The following is a 17,130-nucleotide window of genomic DNA, read 5'->3' on the forward strand; positions in this document are numbered from 1 at the left end:
GGTATCAGTTTACCGCCCTGTTCGTGGTGTAGAGCGGGAGCGGGGTGGGTGAGCAGAGGGTCTGGCGGAGGAACTCGTAGGGTTCACGGCCCAATTTGCGGCAGGTGCGGGTGATCGAGGGGAGCGTCTGCTGGGCCAGCCGGCCGGCCTCGGAGCGGTTGCCGCCGCTGAGCTTTCGGGCGATCACGTTGAACCGCAGTTCGAATTCGCTCTCGTTGTTCGTCGCCGGGATGTCCGCGGGAGCGGTCAGGAAGCGAAACACGTCAGGTCGATGTTTTTCCAGGAACGCCGCCAGCCGTTCGTTGCCGGCATGACGCTTGACCGGCGTCACCAACCGTTCGAGCGCCGCGGTCAGCCGGCCGCGCAGCGACGACAGCCCCGCCGGGGTCAGATGCCCGGCGAGGAACCGGTCCCGCACCGACAGGCTCCGCTGGAGCAGCTTCTTCACGGCGCGCGGGAACCGCACCGCGCCGGCGGTCGCCGTCTCCAGCAACTCGCGGCAGCGCTTCAGGAGGTGCGCCAGGCACTGCTGATGGCGGGCCCGCCGGAACTGGCCGTAGCTCGCCAGGCCGTCGTGGATCAATGTGCCGGCGTAGTCGAGACCGATGATCTCGGCCAGCACCTCGTGTCCGCGGCGACGATCGATGCGGTACAGCACCGCGTCGTCACTCACCACCACATGCAGCCAGTGCAGCACCCCGCCCAGCTTCCAGCCGGTCTCGTCGCTCTTGATGACCGGCGAGCCGCGGACTTTGGCTTCGATCCGGGCGTAGGCGGGCTGACACTTCGCCGCTGTTCTGAGGATCGAGCGACACGACGTCGAGCGGTTGAGCGTGATGCCGAACAGGAGCTGCATCAGCCGGGCAATCTTGGCGTGCGAGAGGCCGAGTTCCTTGTTGAGGATCGCTTTCGCCGCGTGCACGTGCGGACCGAGCTGACTCGCGGCCGCACCGAGGGCGTCGGACGTCTGCAGGGCGTGTCGCCCCTGCACCCGCGCGCCGCAGTCGGCACAGTGGCCGCAGTGAATGTCGAACCGCCGCACGATGGGCCGGGTCGGCAGGTCGGTCTGCCACTGCGGCTGCGTGGTCTCGTCCACCAGCTGCCTCGAATGGCACTTCGGACACTGCGGCGGGAGCGGCACGTCGTAGACCTCGTCGGGCGGCTGTTCGGGGATCGCGCGGCGATGGTGCTGTCCGTAGTCATCGCCGGGCTTGCGACCAGGCGGCTTCGGGTCCGGCTTCGGCGGCCCCTTCGAGAACGGCGCGGCCTGCCGCTTGCCGCCACGCTCCTTCTCTTCCAGCCGCTGGAGAAGTTCCGCCTGCCGCTTGAGCAGCGACTCGACCTGCGCGGTCAGCCGGGCGACCTGACGTTCGAGTTCGGCATTCCGCGCCTCCAGTTCGGCGACCCGCTCCTGGAGCGCCGCGTTCTCCGCCAGCAACTCGTCGTAGGTGGGGCGTCGACCATCCATGGCCCGGCCAGGGTGCGGCTGAAATGCTGTTGCGCGATTGGGGGGAATAAGTAAAACAGGGTGTTAGAGGTTTGCGTTGTTGGAAGTTCCCCTAACACCCTGAAAGGAATCGTGATGAGGAGTGTACTCAGCGCAGAGCAGCGTCGTCAACTGCACGAGAAGTTTGACAGCGTGTTGGACGCGATGCCGGTCAATGTGGACGACTTCGAGAAAGCGGAGCAGGTCTTGAGCGAGGGCCTCCACGGCCTGGGCAATCAAGCCTTGCAGGCGTGGGCGGATTCGGCGAACACGTCGGATGCGTTGCCGAAGTGTCCGTGTTGTGGGGAGTCCATGCGGCATCGCGGCTGCCCGCCTTGCACGGTGGCGACGACTTTCGGCGACGTGAAATGCCGGCGTCCCCGGCGGCGTTGTGATCGTTGTGAAGAGGAATGGTATCCGCACGATGCGCGGTTGCGGTTTGCCGGCCACGGCGTCAGTTGGCCGTTGGCGAAAGTGGTGGCCCGGCTCATGGCATGGATACCGGCGGAACAAGTGCAGACGGTCTTGCGTGCGGACCACCGCGTGGAACTGAGCAAGCAAACGATCCAGCAGATCGCGCACACGGCGGGTGAGATGCTCTTGGCCCAGGAGGACGCTCAACGCCAGGCGTTCTTTGGGTTGTCGCCCGCGGAGCAAGCCCAGAGGATGCCGCAGTCCACGTGCCATGCTCCCGTGGTGGCGGTGTATGCGGATGGGGCCATGATTCACGCGGAAGGCGAGTGGCGAGAGATTCGTGTCGGTCGGGTGCGGGCCCTGGACGGGGAAAAGAACACCCTGGCGCAGAAGACGTTCGCCCGGTTTTTGTCGTTGGAGGAGTTTGGCCGGCAGTTGTTTCTGGAGGCCTATCGCACCGGCTACGGCCAAGCGTCGCAACGTGTGTTCTTGGGCGACGGCGCGCACTGGCTGTGGGAATTGGCGGCCTTCCACTTTCCCGAGGCTGTGCCCGTCTTGGATTGGTATCATTTGAGCGAGAACGTCCACCAAGCGGCCCATGACGTATTCGGTGTGGGGACGGAGGAAGCGAAGGTTTGGGCGAAGGAGCGGCTCTTAGAATTGTGGGAAGGCGGTCACCGGCAGGCGCGCGTGGCGATCGCCGCCTTGCAGAAACAGTTGCGTGCGCCGAGCAAGCGGGAGGCATTGCGGAAGCTGGGAGTGTATCTGAAGAACAATGCGGAGCGGATGGATTATCCCCGCTACCGTGCGGCGGGGTTGCCGATCGGCAGCGGCCCGGTCGAGTCGGCCTGCAAGTGCCTGGTGGGGGCACGCTGTAAACAGGCCGGGATGCGCAACTGGCGTCGTCGTCGGGCGGAGGCCATCCTCCGCCTCCGCGCCGCCCTTTACGACGGCCGCTTCGACGCCCTGTGGTCCGCCCATCTCCAACAAGCCGCCTAAACTTGCCACGATCTATCAGCCGCACCCGGCGGCGGCGCGGAGTTTCCGTCGGCAGGTCGCCCCGGCAATAATAGCGGAGATTCCCTTTCTTCGACCCTACAAGGAGCAAACGGGGCATGAGCACGCCGACGACCAAGGAACAGGAAATCGAATCGCAATTGATCCGCAAGCTCTGCGGGCTGAAGTACACCCTTCGGGAGGACATCCGCGACCGCGAGGCGCTGGAGCGCAATTTCCGCGAGAAGTTCCAGACGCTCAATCGCGTTCGGCTCAGCGATGCCGAATTCGACCGCCTCCTCGACCAGATCGTCTCCCGCGACGTGTTCGCCTGCTCGGAGCGACTCCGCCACCGCAACACGTTCGAGCGGGAGGACGGCACGCCGCTGCACTACCAGCTCGTCAACCTCAAGGACTGGTGCAAGAATGAGTTCGAGGTCGTCAACCAGCTCCGCATCAACACCAAGTCGAGCTTCCACCGCTACGACGTGATTCTGCTCGTCAACGGCCTGCCGCTGGTGCAGATTGAACTCAAGAGCCTACAGATCAGCCCCCGCCGGGCGATGCAGCAGATCATCGAGTACAAGCAGGACCCGGGCAACGGCTACACCAACACGCTGCTGTGCTTCATGCAGCTTTTCATCGTCAGCAACCGCTCTAATACCTGGTACTTCGCCAACAACAATGCCGAGCACTTCCGCTTCGATGCGGATGAACGATTCCTGCCCATCTACCAGTGGGCCGCGCCGGACAACAGGAAGGTCGCACATCTCACCGACTTCGCCGAGGCCTTCCTCGCCAAGTGCACCCTGGCGGAGATGATCAACCGCTACATGGTGCTGATCCAGACCGAGCGCAAGCTGATGATGATGCGCCCGTATCAGATCTACGCGGTCAAGGCCATCGTCGGCTGCATCCGTGAAAACCGCGGCAACGGCTACATCTGGCACACCACCGGCAGCGGCAAGACGCTCACCTCGTTCAAGGCCTCGACCCTGCTCAAGGAAAACCCCGACGTTGAAAAGGTGCTCTTTGTCGTCGACCGCAAGGACCTCGACCGCCAAACCCGGCAGGAGTTCAACCGCTTTCAACCGGGTTGCGTGGAGGAAAACACCAACACCGAAACCCTGGTCCGGCGCCTGCTCTCCGACGACTACGCCGACAAGGTGATCGTCACCACCATCCAGAAACTGGGCCTGGCCCTGGACGCCAACCACCGCAAGGAATACCGCAAGCGGCTGGAACCCTTGCGCGACAAGCGCATCGTCTTCATCTTCGACGAGTGCCACCGCTCCCAGTTCGGCGAGAACCACAAAGCCATCCGCGAGTTCTTCCCCCGGGCGCAGCTCTTCGGCTTCACCGGCACGCCGATCTTCCAGCAGAACGCCACCTACCGCACGATCGAGGGCACCGAAGCCCGCATGGTCACCACCGCCGACGTCTTCGGCAAGCAGCTCCACGCCTACACCATCACCCACGCCATCGACGACCGCAACGTGCTGCGATTCCACGTGGACTACTACAAGCCCGAGGGCGCAGCGGTCAAACCCGGCGAGACGCTCGCCAAAAAGAAGATCGTGGAGGCGATCCTCGACAAGCACGACGCCGCCACCAACCAGCGCAAGTTCAACGCGCTTCTGGCCACGGCCTCCATCGACGACGCCGTCGAATACTTCCATCTGTTTCAGCGGATTCAGAACGAACGGGCCGAGGCGGACGAGGATTTCATCCCTCTGAACATCGCCTGCGTCTTCTCACCTCCCGCCGAGGGCAACCGCGACATCGCCCAGTTGCAAGAAGACCTGCCCCAGGAGCTGGCCGACAACCGCAAAGAACCCAACAAGAAAAAAGAAGCACTTGCGGCCATCATCGCCGACTACAACGCCCGCTACGGCACCAACTTCGACCTCTTCACCTTCGACGGCTACTACCAGGACATCCAGCAGCGCATCAAGGATCACAAATACCCGAACAGGGACCTGCCGCACGAAAAGAAGATCGACATCACCATCGTGGTGGACATGCTGCTCACCGGTTTCGATTCCCAATATCTCAACACCCTTTATGTGGACAAGAACCTCAAGCACCACGGCTTGATCCAAGCCTTTTCCCGCACCAACCGGGTGCTCAACGACGCCAAGCCTTACGGGAACATCCTCGACTTCCGCGCCCGGAAGGCCGCCGTGGACGAGGCGATCACGCTGTTTTCCGGCGAGGCCGGAGAGCGGGCCCGCGAGATTTGGCTGGTGGATCCGGCCCCCGTCGTGGCCGAGAAGTTCGCCGAAGCGGTGCAGCGGCTCCGGGACTTCATGCAGTCGCAGGGTCTGCAATGCCGACCGGAGGAGGTGGCGAACCTCAAGGGCGACGAGGCCCGCGCCGCTTTCATCAATCACTTCAAGGAAGTGCAGCGCCTCCGCACCCAACTCGACCAGTACACCGACCTCGACCCCAAAACCCGCCGGACCGTCGGGCAGGTGCTGCCCGAGGACGACTTGCGGGCGTTCCGCGGCGTGTACCTCGATCTCGCCCAGGACCTCCAGGCCCGCCGGGGCAAAAGCGCCGACCCCAACAACCCCCTCGAACAGCTCGACTTCGAGTTCGTGCTCTTCGATTCGGCCCTCATCGACTACGACTACATCATGAAACTCATCGCCAAATACAGCGAGCAGGGACCGACCAAGCAGAAGATGACCCGCGAGCAGCTCGTGGGCATCCTGCGCAGCAACGCCAAGTTCCTCGAAGAACGCGAGGAGATCATCGAATATGTGAACACCCTGGCGGCGGGCCAAGGCCTGTCGGAGGCGGCAATCCGCGACGGTTACCAGCAATTCAAAGCGGAGAAATACGCGCGGGAGCTTTCCCGCATCGCCGAAAAGCACGGCCTCGACCGCCAGGCGCTGCAAGCCTTCGTGGACGGCATCCTGCACCGCATGATCTTCGATCCCGACGCCCTCACCGACCTCATGGCGCCGCTGGGCCTCGGCTGGAAGGCGCGGTCGCAGAAGGAGCTGGCGCTGATGGACGACCTGACGCCGCTATTACGGAAGCTCGCCCAGGGCAAGGAGATTTCAGGGCTGGAGGTGTACGACCGTGCCTGAGAAGAAGAAAAGAACCGTGGTTCCGCGCCTGCGCTTCCCCGAGTTCCGCAACGCGGGGCCGTGGGAGGTGAAGCGGTTGGGGGAGGTGTCTGAGATCAATCCGACATGTGGACCACTACCTGAGCGCTTCATTTATATAGACTTGGAATCTGTCGTTGATGGTCGGCTAATCCAGAGGCGAGAAATTAGTCGTGCTTCAGCTCCAAGTAGGGCGCAGAGGGTAATTGAACGTGGCGACATTCTTTTTCAGATGGTAAGGCCTTACCAAAGAAACAACCTTTTTTTTGACTATAACGACGGGAATTACGTTGCATCAACAGGTTACGCACAGCTTCGAGCATCACAAAATGCGCGCTTTCTCTATCAAGTGCTTCACACCGATTCGTTCGTTGGCGCGGTGTTGGCGCGGTGTTCCGGTTCAAACTACCCGGCTATAAACCCATCGGACCTTTCGTCAATTCAGATAGGCTTTCCGCCGGAACCAGAACAACAAAAAATCGCCGACTGCCTCTCCTCGCTCGACGAGCTGATCCAGCTCGAAGCGCAGAAGCTCGACGCCCTCAAGGCCCACAAGAAGGGCCTGATGCAGCAGCTCTTCCCCCGCGAGGGCGAGACCACCCCCCGCCTGCGCTTCCCCCAGTTCCGCAACGCGGGGCCGTGGGAAAAGCATTCGCTAGCCGATCTAGAAAACAATGGATGGGTTGAACTTGGAAGAGGTCAGGTCATATCGCAAATCGATATCAAAGAACATCCAGGACCGTATCCCGTATATTCTTCATCGACCAAGAATGACGGGCTTATGGGGAAATATGGCCGCTTCATGTTTGATGAGGAGTTAATTACCTGGTCTATCGATGGAGGGGGGGATTTTTTCTATCGTCCAAAACATAAATTTTCCGTCACAAATGTTTGCGGGTATCTATGGGTTGACACATCAACACTCAATACTCGTTTCATTGCTTCCCAACTTCAGAGTCGCCACGCTTCGCTCACATTTGATTATCAATTCAAGGCGCACCCGAGTGTTATTCGCAAACTATACACACTCAGTCTTCCCTCATTACCTGAACAACAAAAAATCGCCGACTGTCTTTCCTCGCTCGATGAGCTGATCCAGCTCGAGGCGCAGAAGCTCAACGCCCTCAAGGCCCACAAGAAGGGGCTGTTGCAACAACTCTTCCCGCAGGAGGTTTCCGCATGACGCAGCAAGACCAGGTCCGCCTGGGCAAGGTCCTTTGGGCCATTGCCGACCAGCTTCGCGGCGCCATGAACGCCGACGACTTCCGCGACTACATGCTGTCGTTTTTGTTCCTGCGCTACCTCTCGGACAACTACGAGGAGGCGGCAAAACGGGAACTGGGCACGGACTGGCCCCAGTTGTCCGCAGAGGACCGCCGGTCACCCCTGGCCGTCTGGTACGAAGAGAACCCGGACGACATCGAGATGTTCGAAAAGCAGATGCGCCGCAAGGTGCACTACGTGATTAAGCCCGAATACCTCTGGAGCAGCATCGCAGAGCAAGCGCGCACTCAGGACCCGGAGCTGCTCCATACTTTGCAAAAGGGCTTCCAATTCATCGAGAACGAATCCTTCTCCAGCACCTTCCAGGGGCTGTTTTCCGAGATCAACCTGGATTCGGAAAAGCTCGGGAAGAGCTACAAGCAGCGCAACTCACGGCTTTGCACCATCATCACGACGATCGACAAGGGGCTTTCTGAGTTTCCCAGGGAGCGGGATCTCTTGGGGGACGCCTACGAGTACCTCATCGGGCAATTCGCCGCAGGCAGCGGCAAGAAGGCGGGCGAATTCTACACCCCGCAGGGCATCTCCAGCATCCTCTCCGGCATCGTCTCGCTGGATGCCCAGGACCCGGCCGCCGGCAAACGGGAAAGACTCCGCAACGTGCTCGATTTCGCCTGCGGCTCGGGTTCGTTGCTCCTCAATGTGCGCCAGCGCATGGGCAGGGACGGCGTGGGCAAGCTCCACGGCCAAGAGAAGAACATCACCACCTACAACCTGGCCCGTATGAATATGCTGCTGCACGGCCTCAAGGACACCGAATTCGAGATATTCCACGGCGATTCTCTCCTCAACGAGTGGCCGCTTTTGCGCGAGGAGAACCCGGCGGAAAAGATCGAGTTCGACGCGGTGGTGGCCAATCCACCATTCAGCTTCCGCTGGGAGCCTAGCGAGGCGCTGGCCGAGGATTTCCGCTTCAAGGACTACGGGCTGGCCCCGAAATCCGCCGCCGATTTTGCTTTCCTGCTGCATGGCTTCCACTTCTTGCACAAGGAAGGCACGATGGCGATCATCCTGCCGCACGGCGTGCTCTTCCGCGGCAACACGGAGGCGAAGATCCGCAGAAAGCTGCTGCTCGACGACAACATCGACACGGTGATCGGCCTGGCGCCGAACCTGTTCTACTCCACCGGCATCCCGGTGTGCATCTTGGTGCTGAAAAAGTGCAAGAAGTTCGACGACGTTCTCTTCATCAACGCGGCCGAGCTCTACGAGAAGGGCAAGCGGCAGAATCGGCTACTGCCGGAGCACATCGACAAGATCGTTGAGACGTACCAGTACCGGCGAGAGGTGAACGAGGAGCTTCCGAATGGAGCGCTTTTCGTTTCCCGCCGGGTGAGCATGAAGGAGATCGAGGAAAACGACTTCAACCTCAACATCACCCGCTACGTGAGCACGGCGCGACCGGAACCGGAGATCGACCTGGCGCAGGCGCACGGCGAGATCACGCAGATCAGCCGCAAGCTGGTCGAGGCCCGCAAGCGGCACAATGCCTTTTTGAAAGAACTGGGGTTGCCGGAACTTCCCTGAGCCGACGGTCCGGCTCGCCCCGTCGGCGCGCGACGCGCAACTTCGGCTTTTTTTGATCGAGTATGGCAAACCGTGCCCCCTGCCGAGCGGATCGCAACCGCGAAGAATCCGGCCGGTCGGGATTGTCCCCGGTTGGGAGCGTGCCGCCTCGGGCCAAGACAAGACTTGGGGCAAAACAAGGTGGGGCACCATGGGATGGGTTACCCCGGGCCAAGGCGAAAATGGAACACCCCGGGCCGGATCAAGACAAGAACGGAACACTCTGCGCCAAGTCAAGACGAGAATGGATACCCTGGGCCAAGAAACGGCAAGGGTGACGGCGTTCGGCCGTCACCCGGGCAGAGTGGAGGCGGCGGGAATCGAACCCGCGTCCCGTGACATTTCGGCACCAGCTTCTACGTGCGTAGCCGATTTTTTGGGTTCTCGTCGGTCCGGTCGCCAATCGGCAGGCTACCATCTCGACCAGTCGAGGACGGGGATCTCGTCTCGGGCGTTCTCGACGTGACCCGAGACCAGTCGGATTTGGCGGCCGACTTTCAGGCCCCTCCGACGGGAGCCATCAGTCGGGGCTGCGCGTTTTAGGCAGCCAAGGCCAAGCTGTGGTTGGCACTTATTGTTGTGACCGGCTTTTTACGTGGGCCACCGATCAACCACGGCACGCCGCTGGAACCTCAACCTGTCCGGTCGAAGCCAGTTCGCCCCCGAAGTGCTCGAATGTTCTACTTCTATCTTATCGACCCGCCGCCCCAAAGACCACAACCGCAGCGAGTTTTTCCCCAGTTTCCCGGTCGGGCAGTCCGTCGGACAAGGCAAGCCGCCCTTTTCCGCCCCTCCATGCTATGTTTCCATCGAGGCCGCGCGTGTTGCCTTGGGGGACGATTTTCCGCACGAGCGACCGCCGACCGCGCTTCACCGCCGGGCTTTCGTGCCGTGGTCCTTGCGGCAGCCGTGGTCGGAGACGGACGCCGCGCCCGTCATCAACATATACGTTGCGGACGCGACGCCGGTATCGAGAAACCCGACCGGGACGCCGCGTGCAACGCCGCCCGACCGCCCGAGGAATGACGCCGATTCCCCGCGCGGCCGATGACTCGCCGGGGCGCTAGTTCGCTGGGAGGAATGCCGCATCATGAACCAAGCGATTGCCGGTACGTTGCAGGAACCGTCGCGTGCCGCCGGTGACCATTGGGGCGAATTCTTCTCCCGGTGGCCGAGCGGGATACCCAAGCGGGGAATCTTGGTGACGCTATTCGGGGAGCAAGTCCCGTTCTCGGCCTTTTTGTACCGCGACGGCATCCTATTCGTGGAACGGACGACTCCCGACCAATTGGGGGGACGCGCCCTGCTGATCCCATTCGAGCAGATCGCCGCCGTCAAGTTTTTGGACGTAGTCAAGACGAAGAGTTTGGAGCTGAGCGGCTTCCGGCAGTCGGAATCGAAAGCGGAGGGCTAGCCGGTGCCGGGCAATCGTGCGAAGAATCGCATCGGAAACGAAAAAGCGGACGAGCGGATCGCGCCGTAGAAGAGACTGCGCGTCCGCTCGTCCAACGAAGCGGGGGTTGTGCCCAAATGGAATCTAAGGAGCAAGGCCCCCTAGAGGAAGGAGAAACCCGCCGGGCAGGCGATTCGGCTTTGCGGTTTGCTTTCGGCCGCGAAGTCCGTGGCTCGCCGATCATCACGTCGGTTCTCGATCCGCCTCCCCCTTGGTGGGATTCACCCATCGAGGGGCCGACGAGAAGAACGTTCGCCCTTGCGGACATCTCGACCTATTCATTGCGCCTCGTGGAGAGGGCGCACGCGGTGAGATCGCTCGATCGGGCAAATTGCGGAGAGGTTTCGCCGATCCGCCGCCAGGGGACTTGACGTGGGGCGGCCGTAAACTACAAAATGAGAAGCGTCGATGATGCGTTGGCATCCAAACGCCGTCGGCTGAAGATCGCGGGTGTAGCTCAGGTGGTAGAGCACGACGTTGCCAACGTCGTTGTCGTGGGTTCGAGTCCCATCACCCGCTCTTTTAGGTGACAATCGTTTTTTTGCACTGCCGGGTCGCTCCATGACTTTTTCCAACCCCTCCGAATTCGACGATTCTCTGTCGTCTTCTTCCGGCGATCAACCGGTTTCCGATGTCTCGGGTGAATCCGCGAGCGAACCTCAGAGCGACTTGGAGCAAGGCGTAGCGGTTGCCGCACAGGCGGAAGGGGAAGAGGACGCCGAGGCCCCTCAACCGCCTTTGGAGTACGAGCACGCCATCGAGGAAGTGGACGCTTGCAAGCGCCGCGTGCTGGTGACGGTTCCGAAGCGGGAAGTGCAGCGGTTCTTCGCCGACGAGTTGAGCGAAATCAAGGACACCGCTGCGGTTCCGGGTTTTCGACCGGGCCACGTTCCCCGAAAACTGTTGGAAAAGCGCTACTGGGTCGAATTGAAGGATTCGCTGAAGGCCAAATTGATGCTGGCGGCCTTCGAGGATCTGTCCGAGAAAAAGGCCTTTTCGCCGATTTCCGACCCGGATTTGGACCTCGACAGCGTGGAATTGCCGGATGACGGCGATTTCGTGTTCGAATTCAGCATCGAGGTGCGTCCGGAGTTCACGGTCGAGAATTGGAAGGGCCTGAAGGTGAAGCGGCCCATCTATCGGATTTCGGAAGAGCACCGCAACCGGCAGGCGCGTCGCAGTCTGGAAAAGATGGCCGAGCTGGAGGAAATCGACGACGCCGCCGAGATGGGCGATTACATCGTCGCCGACGTGACGCTGCGGTTGGATGACCGGGTCGTCAATTCCTCCGAGAATGAGACGATCCGAATTCGGCCTACCCTCAGCTTCCTGGACGCCGTGGCGGAGAGCTTCGGCGAGACCATGGCGGGGGTTCGGGCGGGTGAAACGCGGACCTGCCCCGTGGTCGTGTCCCAGGAATGCCGGGACCCCGAGTTGGCCGGCAAGACCGTCGAGGCGGTTTTCAAGGTGCGTGCCGTGAAGCGGCCCAACATCGCCGCAGTCCTCGCCGAACAAGGCAAGACCGAGGAACAATTCCTGAATGAGTGGCGAGAGGAAGCCGAGCGGTATATCGATTCCTGGCTAGAGAGCAACCAGGCGAGAGTGATTCGGCAAAGCGTGCTCAACCAATTGATCGACCAAGTCCGCTTCGACCTGCCGCGCGATTTGGTGAAGAAGCAGACGGTGCGGGAAGTTCGCCGGATGGCCTTGGAGTTGCAGTCGCAGGGCTATACCAAGGAGGAGATCCAGGCGCGGCTCAATCAATTGCAGCGGGAGGCGGCGGAGCGGGTCGATCGTCTGCTGCGGGAGCACTTCTTGCTCGAGCAATTGGCCGAGCAGGAAGGAATCGACGCCTCGGAGGAGGATCTGGAACGCGAAGTGATCCGCATTGCGGAGCAGGCGGGCGAAAGCCCTCGGCGCGTCCGCGCCCAAATCGAGCAGGAAAACGCGTGGGACGTGCTTCGCAACCAGGTGATCGAGCGCAAGGTCATCGAGCGGGTCCTGGAGTTCGCGGAGGTCGAAGACGAGGCCAAGGACCTGGAATGGCCGGACGAGGATGTCGAGTTCGCGCTGTCCGAAAGCGTGGCCCGGTCCCGGTCCGAAGAGGCCGCAGACCAGGCGCAAGGCGAATCGGCGTGAGTTGCGAGATCGTTTCCCGCTCGCGAAGAGTCTCCGAACATGACGCAGAACCGCGCGGATCGACGCGGTTCTTTTTTTGGGGCTATGCTTGAAAAGTCGCGGAGCCTTCGCCGCCCGGTGCGAGGCGGAGAACCGTAGGCCGACGCGGCGGCGCGGCGCTCGTGCCGAATTTGGTCCGAAAGGACGTCAGCGAAGAACGATAGGAACCGACCATGGACGATCCCCTCCTTTCCTTGCGTCCCCTGATGGACCCCGTCGCGAGCTATCGCGATTACCAGCGGCAGCGGCAGTTGACCTTGGGCGATTTGCTGCTGGAAAACCGGATCATCCTGCTGCAAGGCGTGATCCACGACGGGAACGCCAGCGAAGTGATCATGAAGCTGCTGTATCTCCAAAGCGAGAACCGGCGGAAGGAGATTCACTTCTACATCAATTCGCCGGGCGGCAGCGTGAGCGCCACGCTGGCGATCTACGACACGATGCAGATGGTCAGTTGTCCGGTCGCCACGTACTGCGTGGGGCTTGCCGCCAGCGGCGCCGCCGTACTGCTGGCCGGCGGGACCAAGGGACGACGCCTGGCCTTGCCGCACTCCAAGGTGATGATCCACCAGCCCTACGGCCAAGTGGGCGGGCAAGTCTCCGACATCGAGATCCAGGCTCAAGAAATCCTCCGCACGCGAGACTTGCTCAACGAGATTCTGGCGCAGCACACCGGGCAGCCGCTGGAACGCATCGCCAAGGACACCGACCGCGACTTTTACATGACCGCCGAAGAGGCCAAGAATTACGGTGTCGTGGACGACATCCTGAGAAAGCAGGCGGTGGAAGAAGAGGAACAGAACGCTTGATCGAACCGGCGCCGAGCGACCGCCGCAAGGCCGGTTTCGGCAGTCCGCTTTTCGCGCACTGGCCAGGGAGACGGACCCCATGACACTGATACCCTTCGTGATCGAACGGACGGGCCGAGAAGAGCGGGCGATGGATATTTACAGTCGCCTGCTCAAGGACCGCATCGTCTTCATCGGATCGCCCATCACCGACGAGCTTTCCAACGCCGTGGTGGCCCAACTCTTGTTCCTCCAATCCGAGAACCCCAAGGCCGACGTGCATCTCTACATCAATTCGCCGGGCGGCAGCGTGACGGCGGGATTGGCCATCTACGACACCATGCAGTTCATCCGCTGCGATGTGGCCACGTATTGCATCGGCCAGTGCGCATCGATGGCCGCCGTGCTCCTGGCGGCGGGGACCAAGAACAAACGCTTCGCCCTGCCCAATTCGCGGATCATGATCCACCAGCCGATGGCCGGCATGGAAGGTTCGGCCGCCGATATCCTGATCCACGCCAAGGAATTCAGCGCCGTCAAGAAGCGGCTCAATTCGATCCTGCTGAAGCATACGGGCCGACCGCTGGAGGAAATCGAGCGCGACACCGATCGCGATCGGTTCATGTCGGCGGAGGAAGCCCGGGACTACGGCCTGATCGACCAGGTCATCGAACGCGCCCCGGAGACGGAACCCGCGGGAACGTGACACCCTCCGCCCTCAGTCGCGCCAATCCCGGCGTCCAAGCGGTTCACGCCGGGACGGGGACCTCTTGAACGAGCCGCGCGACGAGCGATTCCACGGCCTCCCGCTGATTGCCGTGCAGATACCCCTGCGGCACGACGCGATGCGCCAAGACGGGCACGGCCAAGGACTGCACATCGTCGGGGACTACGTAATCTCGACCCGCCAAAAAGGCCGACGCCTGGGCCGCCCGATACAGCATCAGCGTGCCCCGGACGCTGACTCCCACCCGAAGCTCGGAACAGCGCCGGGTGGCGTGGACCAACTCCAAAAGATAGCCGTCGATTTCCCGCGTCGTACGGACCGTGCGGACCGCCGCTTGCAGCGACAGAATCTCCTCGGCGGACGCCACCGGTTCCAGGCGATCGACCGGTTCGCCGTTTTGGTGTTGCGCCAAGAGTTGCAGTTCCCACTCCCGCTCGGGATAGCCCAACGAGATCCGCAGCAGGAAACGATCCATCTGACTCTCGGGCAGCGGATAGGTGCCCTCGAACTCGATGGGGTTCTGCGTGGCGATGACGATGAAGGGCTTGGGCAGCGGATAGGTACGGTTGTCCACCGTGACCTGAAACTCGTTCATGGCCTCGAGGAGGGCGCTTTGCGTGCGGGGCGTGGTCCGATTGATCTCGTCGGCCAGCAGGACGTTGGCGAACACCGGTCCGGGATAGAACACGAACTCCCGTTTCTCCGGTTGGAACAGATTGCTGCCCGTAATGTCGCTCGGCGTCAGGTCCGGCGTGAACTGGATGCGTTGGAACACGCCGTCGATACTGCGGGCCAGGGCCTTGCCCAAGAGCGTCTTGCCCACCCCCGGCACGTCCTCCAGCAGGATATGCTCGCCGGCGAAAAGGGCCGTCAGACAAAGGCGGATGACCTCGTCTTTACCCAGCAGTACCCGGCTGATATTGGCGTGCAATCGCCGAACAACCTCGGGGGATCGGTCGAGCATGATCAGGTCCAAAGATGACGGAATTCGATCGCGACGGCGGCGCTTCCGCGGCGACGGGCCGAAAGGCACCGACCGACTGCGCCCCCGCCGGTCCGCGCGCCCGGCAAATCAGGTGGAAGAACAACCTGTTCCCCCTACAGGAAGAACCCCGCCGCGCCGCTTTCGGTATCTCCTTATTTTAGCGGAGCCTGCGGCGAGAGCGATATCGGCGAAGAAGAGCGGATGGGCGGTTCCCTCGCATCAAGAAAAAACTCGCCGCCGTATGCGGTCACTTCGCGGGCGAGGAGGGGGAATTTCGTCGGTAGCTACCCGCGAAACATACGGCGGCGTGTACGATGCCGGCGAATCACCGGCGGCCCCTGGTGCGAAACGGAGGTTGCAGCGGGGGGCTCCCGGTCGGTCGCTTCACGAGACGGCGAACGATGTCCCGCACCCGCACGTCTTGACGGCCAAGGGGTTATTGAAAACAAATCCCTTTTGCATCAGGGAATCGTGAAAATCGATCGTCGTACCCTGCAAGAATCGCACGCTGGCGCGATCCACCACCACGCGGACGCCCTGGCTGTCGCCGACGACGTCGTCCTCCGAAGCCGGAGACGTATCGAAGTCGAGCCGATACTCGAAACCGCTGCATCCGCCGCCCACCACGGCAACCCGAAGCGCCGTTTCCGGGGACATGCCGTTTTCCGCGAGAACTCGCTTGACCTCTTGCGCGGCTTTCTCAGTTAACGTGACGGGCACCATCGTTGCTACTTCGCTCCTTTCCTAAAATGAGACTTTTGAATCGTGGATAGCCGTTTCACCAACCGATGGTCGGTACAATTTCAACCTACGGGGACCCCGGTCTCTTCCCAAAGCACGCTCGAATCAGAAGATAGGAAGCGTCATCCCCATGCCAACCCGGGAACTCACATCGGGCGGTCTCCTAATCTTACGCGCCGGGTATAATAACGTCAATTGCGGTAGAATATATTGCGACAAATAGCCCGATCAGTGCGGCAGTCGAAAACTCGGGCGGGAGATAGAGATATCGGATCGAGGAATCGCATGGCAACCGAGTTCGGTGTAACCGATTTGCAATTGTTTGTACCCACCCTCCAGGAGGGTCGGTGTTTGGTGGAAATCGCTGACGCGACGGAAATCTCGGTCCGCGGTCGGGATGCGGGAGATTTTTTGCACCGTCTGTGTTCGGCCGACCTTCGGACCATCCAACCGGGGGAAGGGTTGCCAGCCTTCTTCCTGGACGCCCGGGGGCGGGCGGTGGCCCTGGTGGACATCTACCGCCTTGCCGACGGTTTCGAGATCGCCTCCGCGCCAGGCCAAAGCGGCCCGATCTTATCGCACCTCCAGCGCTACCGAATTCGGGAAGCGGTGACGTTCGAGGATCTGTCCGATCGACGACGCCACTACCGCCTCTTCGGCCGAGGTGCGGCCTCGCAATTGCAGACGTTATTCGACCCATCCCCGGCGGAAGGCGATGCAGTTGCCGGGGAGCACCTGCTCCGAAACGGCGGTCGCTCCGGGGATCACGGCACGCTTTCCGTCGGGGGACGCCTCGTGACCCTCCGCTGCATTCTTCGCGGAGAATTGGAGGCCTTTGCTCTTGTCTGCGACGCCGCGGACGGAGACGCCGTCCTTCGCTGGATGACGGAACGCGGAGTCGTCCCGGGTCCGGCGCCGCTATGGGACGCCGTCCGCATCGAACTGGGGTTGCCGGACTTCGGACGGGACATCGGCCCGGATTGCCTGGGTCCGGAGGTCTCGCCGGATCCCCGCGCCATTTCCACCACCAAAGGCTGCTATTTGGGGCAAGAGACGGTGGCGCGGCTGGATGCCCACGGGCATTTGAATCGCAGGCTTCGCGGACTGCGCGTGCGGGGCGAGATTCCCCCGCCGGGTACCGAGTTGCTGCTCAGAGACAAACCGGTCGGTCGCGTGACGTCGGCGGCCTATTCTCCCCTCCGGGGCGAGGGCGTGGCCCTGGCCATGATCCGCCGCGAGGCATGGGAACCCGGCACCGTGGTAACCTGGGAGAAGGGCGAAGCCGTCGTTACGGATCTGCCCATGGTGGACTCTCAATGACGCAACAATACGCCAACCCGCCCAGGCTGGAGCCCGGCACAGTCACGCAACCAATACCACCGTTTGCCGTCGAGCC

At 61.9% G+C, this 17,130-nt stretch carries 12 protein-coding genes, 1 tRNA gene and 1 other RNA gene; 10 read left to right on the plus strand and 4 right to left on the minus strand.

Annotated elements, in window-relative coordinates:
- Positions 1-4: 4 nt before the first annotated feature.
- Complete coding sequence (tnpC, locus tag ACYQ6J_RS14305) at positions 5-1,468, minus strand: IS66 family transposase (protein WP_460182980.1); 1,464 nt, start codon at positions 1,466-1,468, stop codon at positions 5-7.
- A 114-nt stretch (positions 1,469-1,582) separates the two neighbouring features.
- On the opposite strand from tnpC, the gene ACYQ6J_RS14310 reads away from it, so the two are divergent.
- From ACYQ6J_RS14310 to ACYQ6J_RS14325, 4 genes are all read left to right on the plus strand, one after another.
- Positions 1,583-2,899 carry an ISKra4 family transposase gene (locus ACYQ6J_RS14310; RefSeq protein ID WP_460184866.1) on the plus strand — a complete coding sequence of 439 codons (1,317 nt, stop codon included), beginning with the start codon at positions 1,583-1,585 and terminating at the stop codon, positions 2,897-2,899.
- Between the two features lie 116 nt (positions 2,900-3,015).
- Positions 3,016-5,994, plus strand: a complete 2,979-nt coding sequence (locus tag ACYQ6J_RS14315; protein ID WP_460184867.1) for a type I restriction endonuclease subunit R — start codon at positions 3,016-3,018, stop codon at positions 5,992-5,994.
- Positions 5,987-7,195: a restriction endonuclease subunit S gene (locus tag ACYQ6J_RS14320; protein WP_460184868.1), complete on the plus strand. Its 1,209-nt coding sequence runs from the start codon at positions 5,987-5,989 to the stop codon at positions 7,193-7,195. Before ACYQ6J_RS14315 ends, ACYQ6J_RS14320 begins: the two co-directional genes overlap by 8 nt.
- Positions 7,192-8,823, plus strand: coding sequence for a type I restriction-modification system subunit M (locus ACYQ6J_RS14325; protein WP_460184869.1), 1,632 nt, complete (start codon positions 7,192-7,194; stop codon positions 8,821-8,823). The genes ACYQ6J_RS14320 and ACYQ6J_RS14325 overlap by 4 nt, the downstream gene beginning before the upstream one ends.
- Before the next feature lie 341 nt (positions 8,824-9,164).
- Here ACYQ6J_RS14325 and ssrA read toward each other — a convergent pair.
- Positions 9,165-9,526, minus strand: a transfer-messenger RNA (tmRNA) gene (ssrA, locus tag ACYQ6J_RS14330).
- 426 nt (positions 9,527-9,952) lie between these two features.
- Here ssrA and ACYQ6J_RS14335 point away from each other — a divergent pair.
- From ACYQ6J_RS14335 to ACYQ6J_RS14355, 5 genes are all read left to right on the plus strand, one after another.
- On the plus strand, positions 9,953-10,276 hold the full coding sequence (locus ACYQ6J_RS14335; protein WP_460184870.1) for a hypothetical protein: 324 nt from the start codon (positions 9,953-9,955) through the stop codon (positions 10,274-10,276).
- Positions 10,277-10,761: 485 nt separating this feature from the next.
- A tRNA-Gly gene (locus tag ACYQ6J_RS14340) sits at positions 10,762-10,834 on the plus strand.
- A 42-nt stretch (positions 10,835-10,876) separates the two neighbouring features.
- Positions 10,877-12,454 carry a trigger factor gene (gene tig / locus ACYQ6J_RS14345; protein ID WP_460184871.1) on the plus strand — a complete coding sequence of 526 codons (1,578 nt, stop codon included), beginning with the start codon at positions 10,877-10,879 and terminating at the stop codon, positions 12,452-12,454.
- 212 nt (positions 12,455-12,666) lie between these two features.
- Complete coding sequence (locus ACYQ6J_RS14350) at positions 12,667-13,302, plus strand: ClpP family protease (protein ID WP_460184872.1); 636 nt, start codon at positions 12,667-12,669, stop codon at positions 13,300-13,302.
- Positions 13,303-13,381: 79 nt separating this feature from the next.
- A complete protein-coding gene (locus tag ACYQ6J_RS14355) occupies positions 13,382-13,987 on the plus strand; it encodes an ATP-dependent Clp protease proteolytic subunit (RefSeq protein WP_460184873.1) in 606 nt (201 codons plus the stop codon).
- 43 nt (positions 13,988-14,030) lie between these two features.
- Here ACYQ6J_RS14355 and ACYQ6J_RS14360 read toward each other — a convergent pair whose 3' ends face one another.
- Together ACYQ6J_RS14360 and ACYQ6J_RS14365 are read right to left on the minus strand one after the other, a co-directional pair.
- Positions 14,031-14,972 carry an AAA family ATPase gene (locus ACYQ6J_RS14360; RefSeq protein ID WP_460184874.1) on the minus strand — a complete coding sequence of 314 codons (942 nt, stop codon included), beginning with the start codon at positions 14,970-14,972 and terminating at the stop codon, positions 14,031-14,033.
- 405 nt (positions 14,973-15,377) lie between these two features.
- Positions 15,378-15,716, minus strand: a complete 339-nt coding sequence (locus ACYQ6J_RS14365; protein WP_460184875.1) for a HesB/IscA family protein — start codon at positions 15,714-15,716, stop codon at positions 15,378-15,380.
- Positions 15,717-16,019: 303 nt separating this feature from the next.
- Here ACYQ6J_RS14365 and ygfZ point away from each other — a divergent pair, with 303 nt between their 5' ends.
- The gene (gene ygfZ, locus ACYQ6J_RS14370) at positions 16,020-17,054 is read left to right on the plus strand and encodes a CAF17-like 4Fe-4S cluster assembly/insertion protein YgfZ (RefSeq protein WP_460184876.1); all 1,035 of its coding nucleotides are present in this window, start codon (positions 16,020-16,022) and stop codon (positions 17,052-17,054) included.
- Positions 17,055-17,130: the final 76 nt, after the last annotated feature.

Source organism: Thermopirellula anaerolimosa (assembly GCF_054657335.1).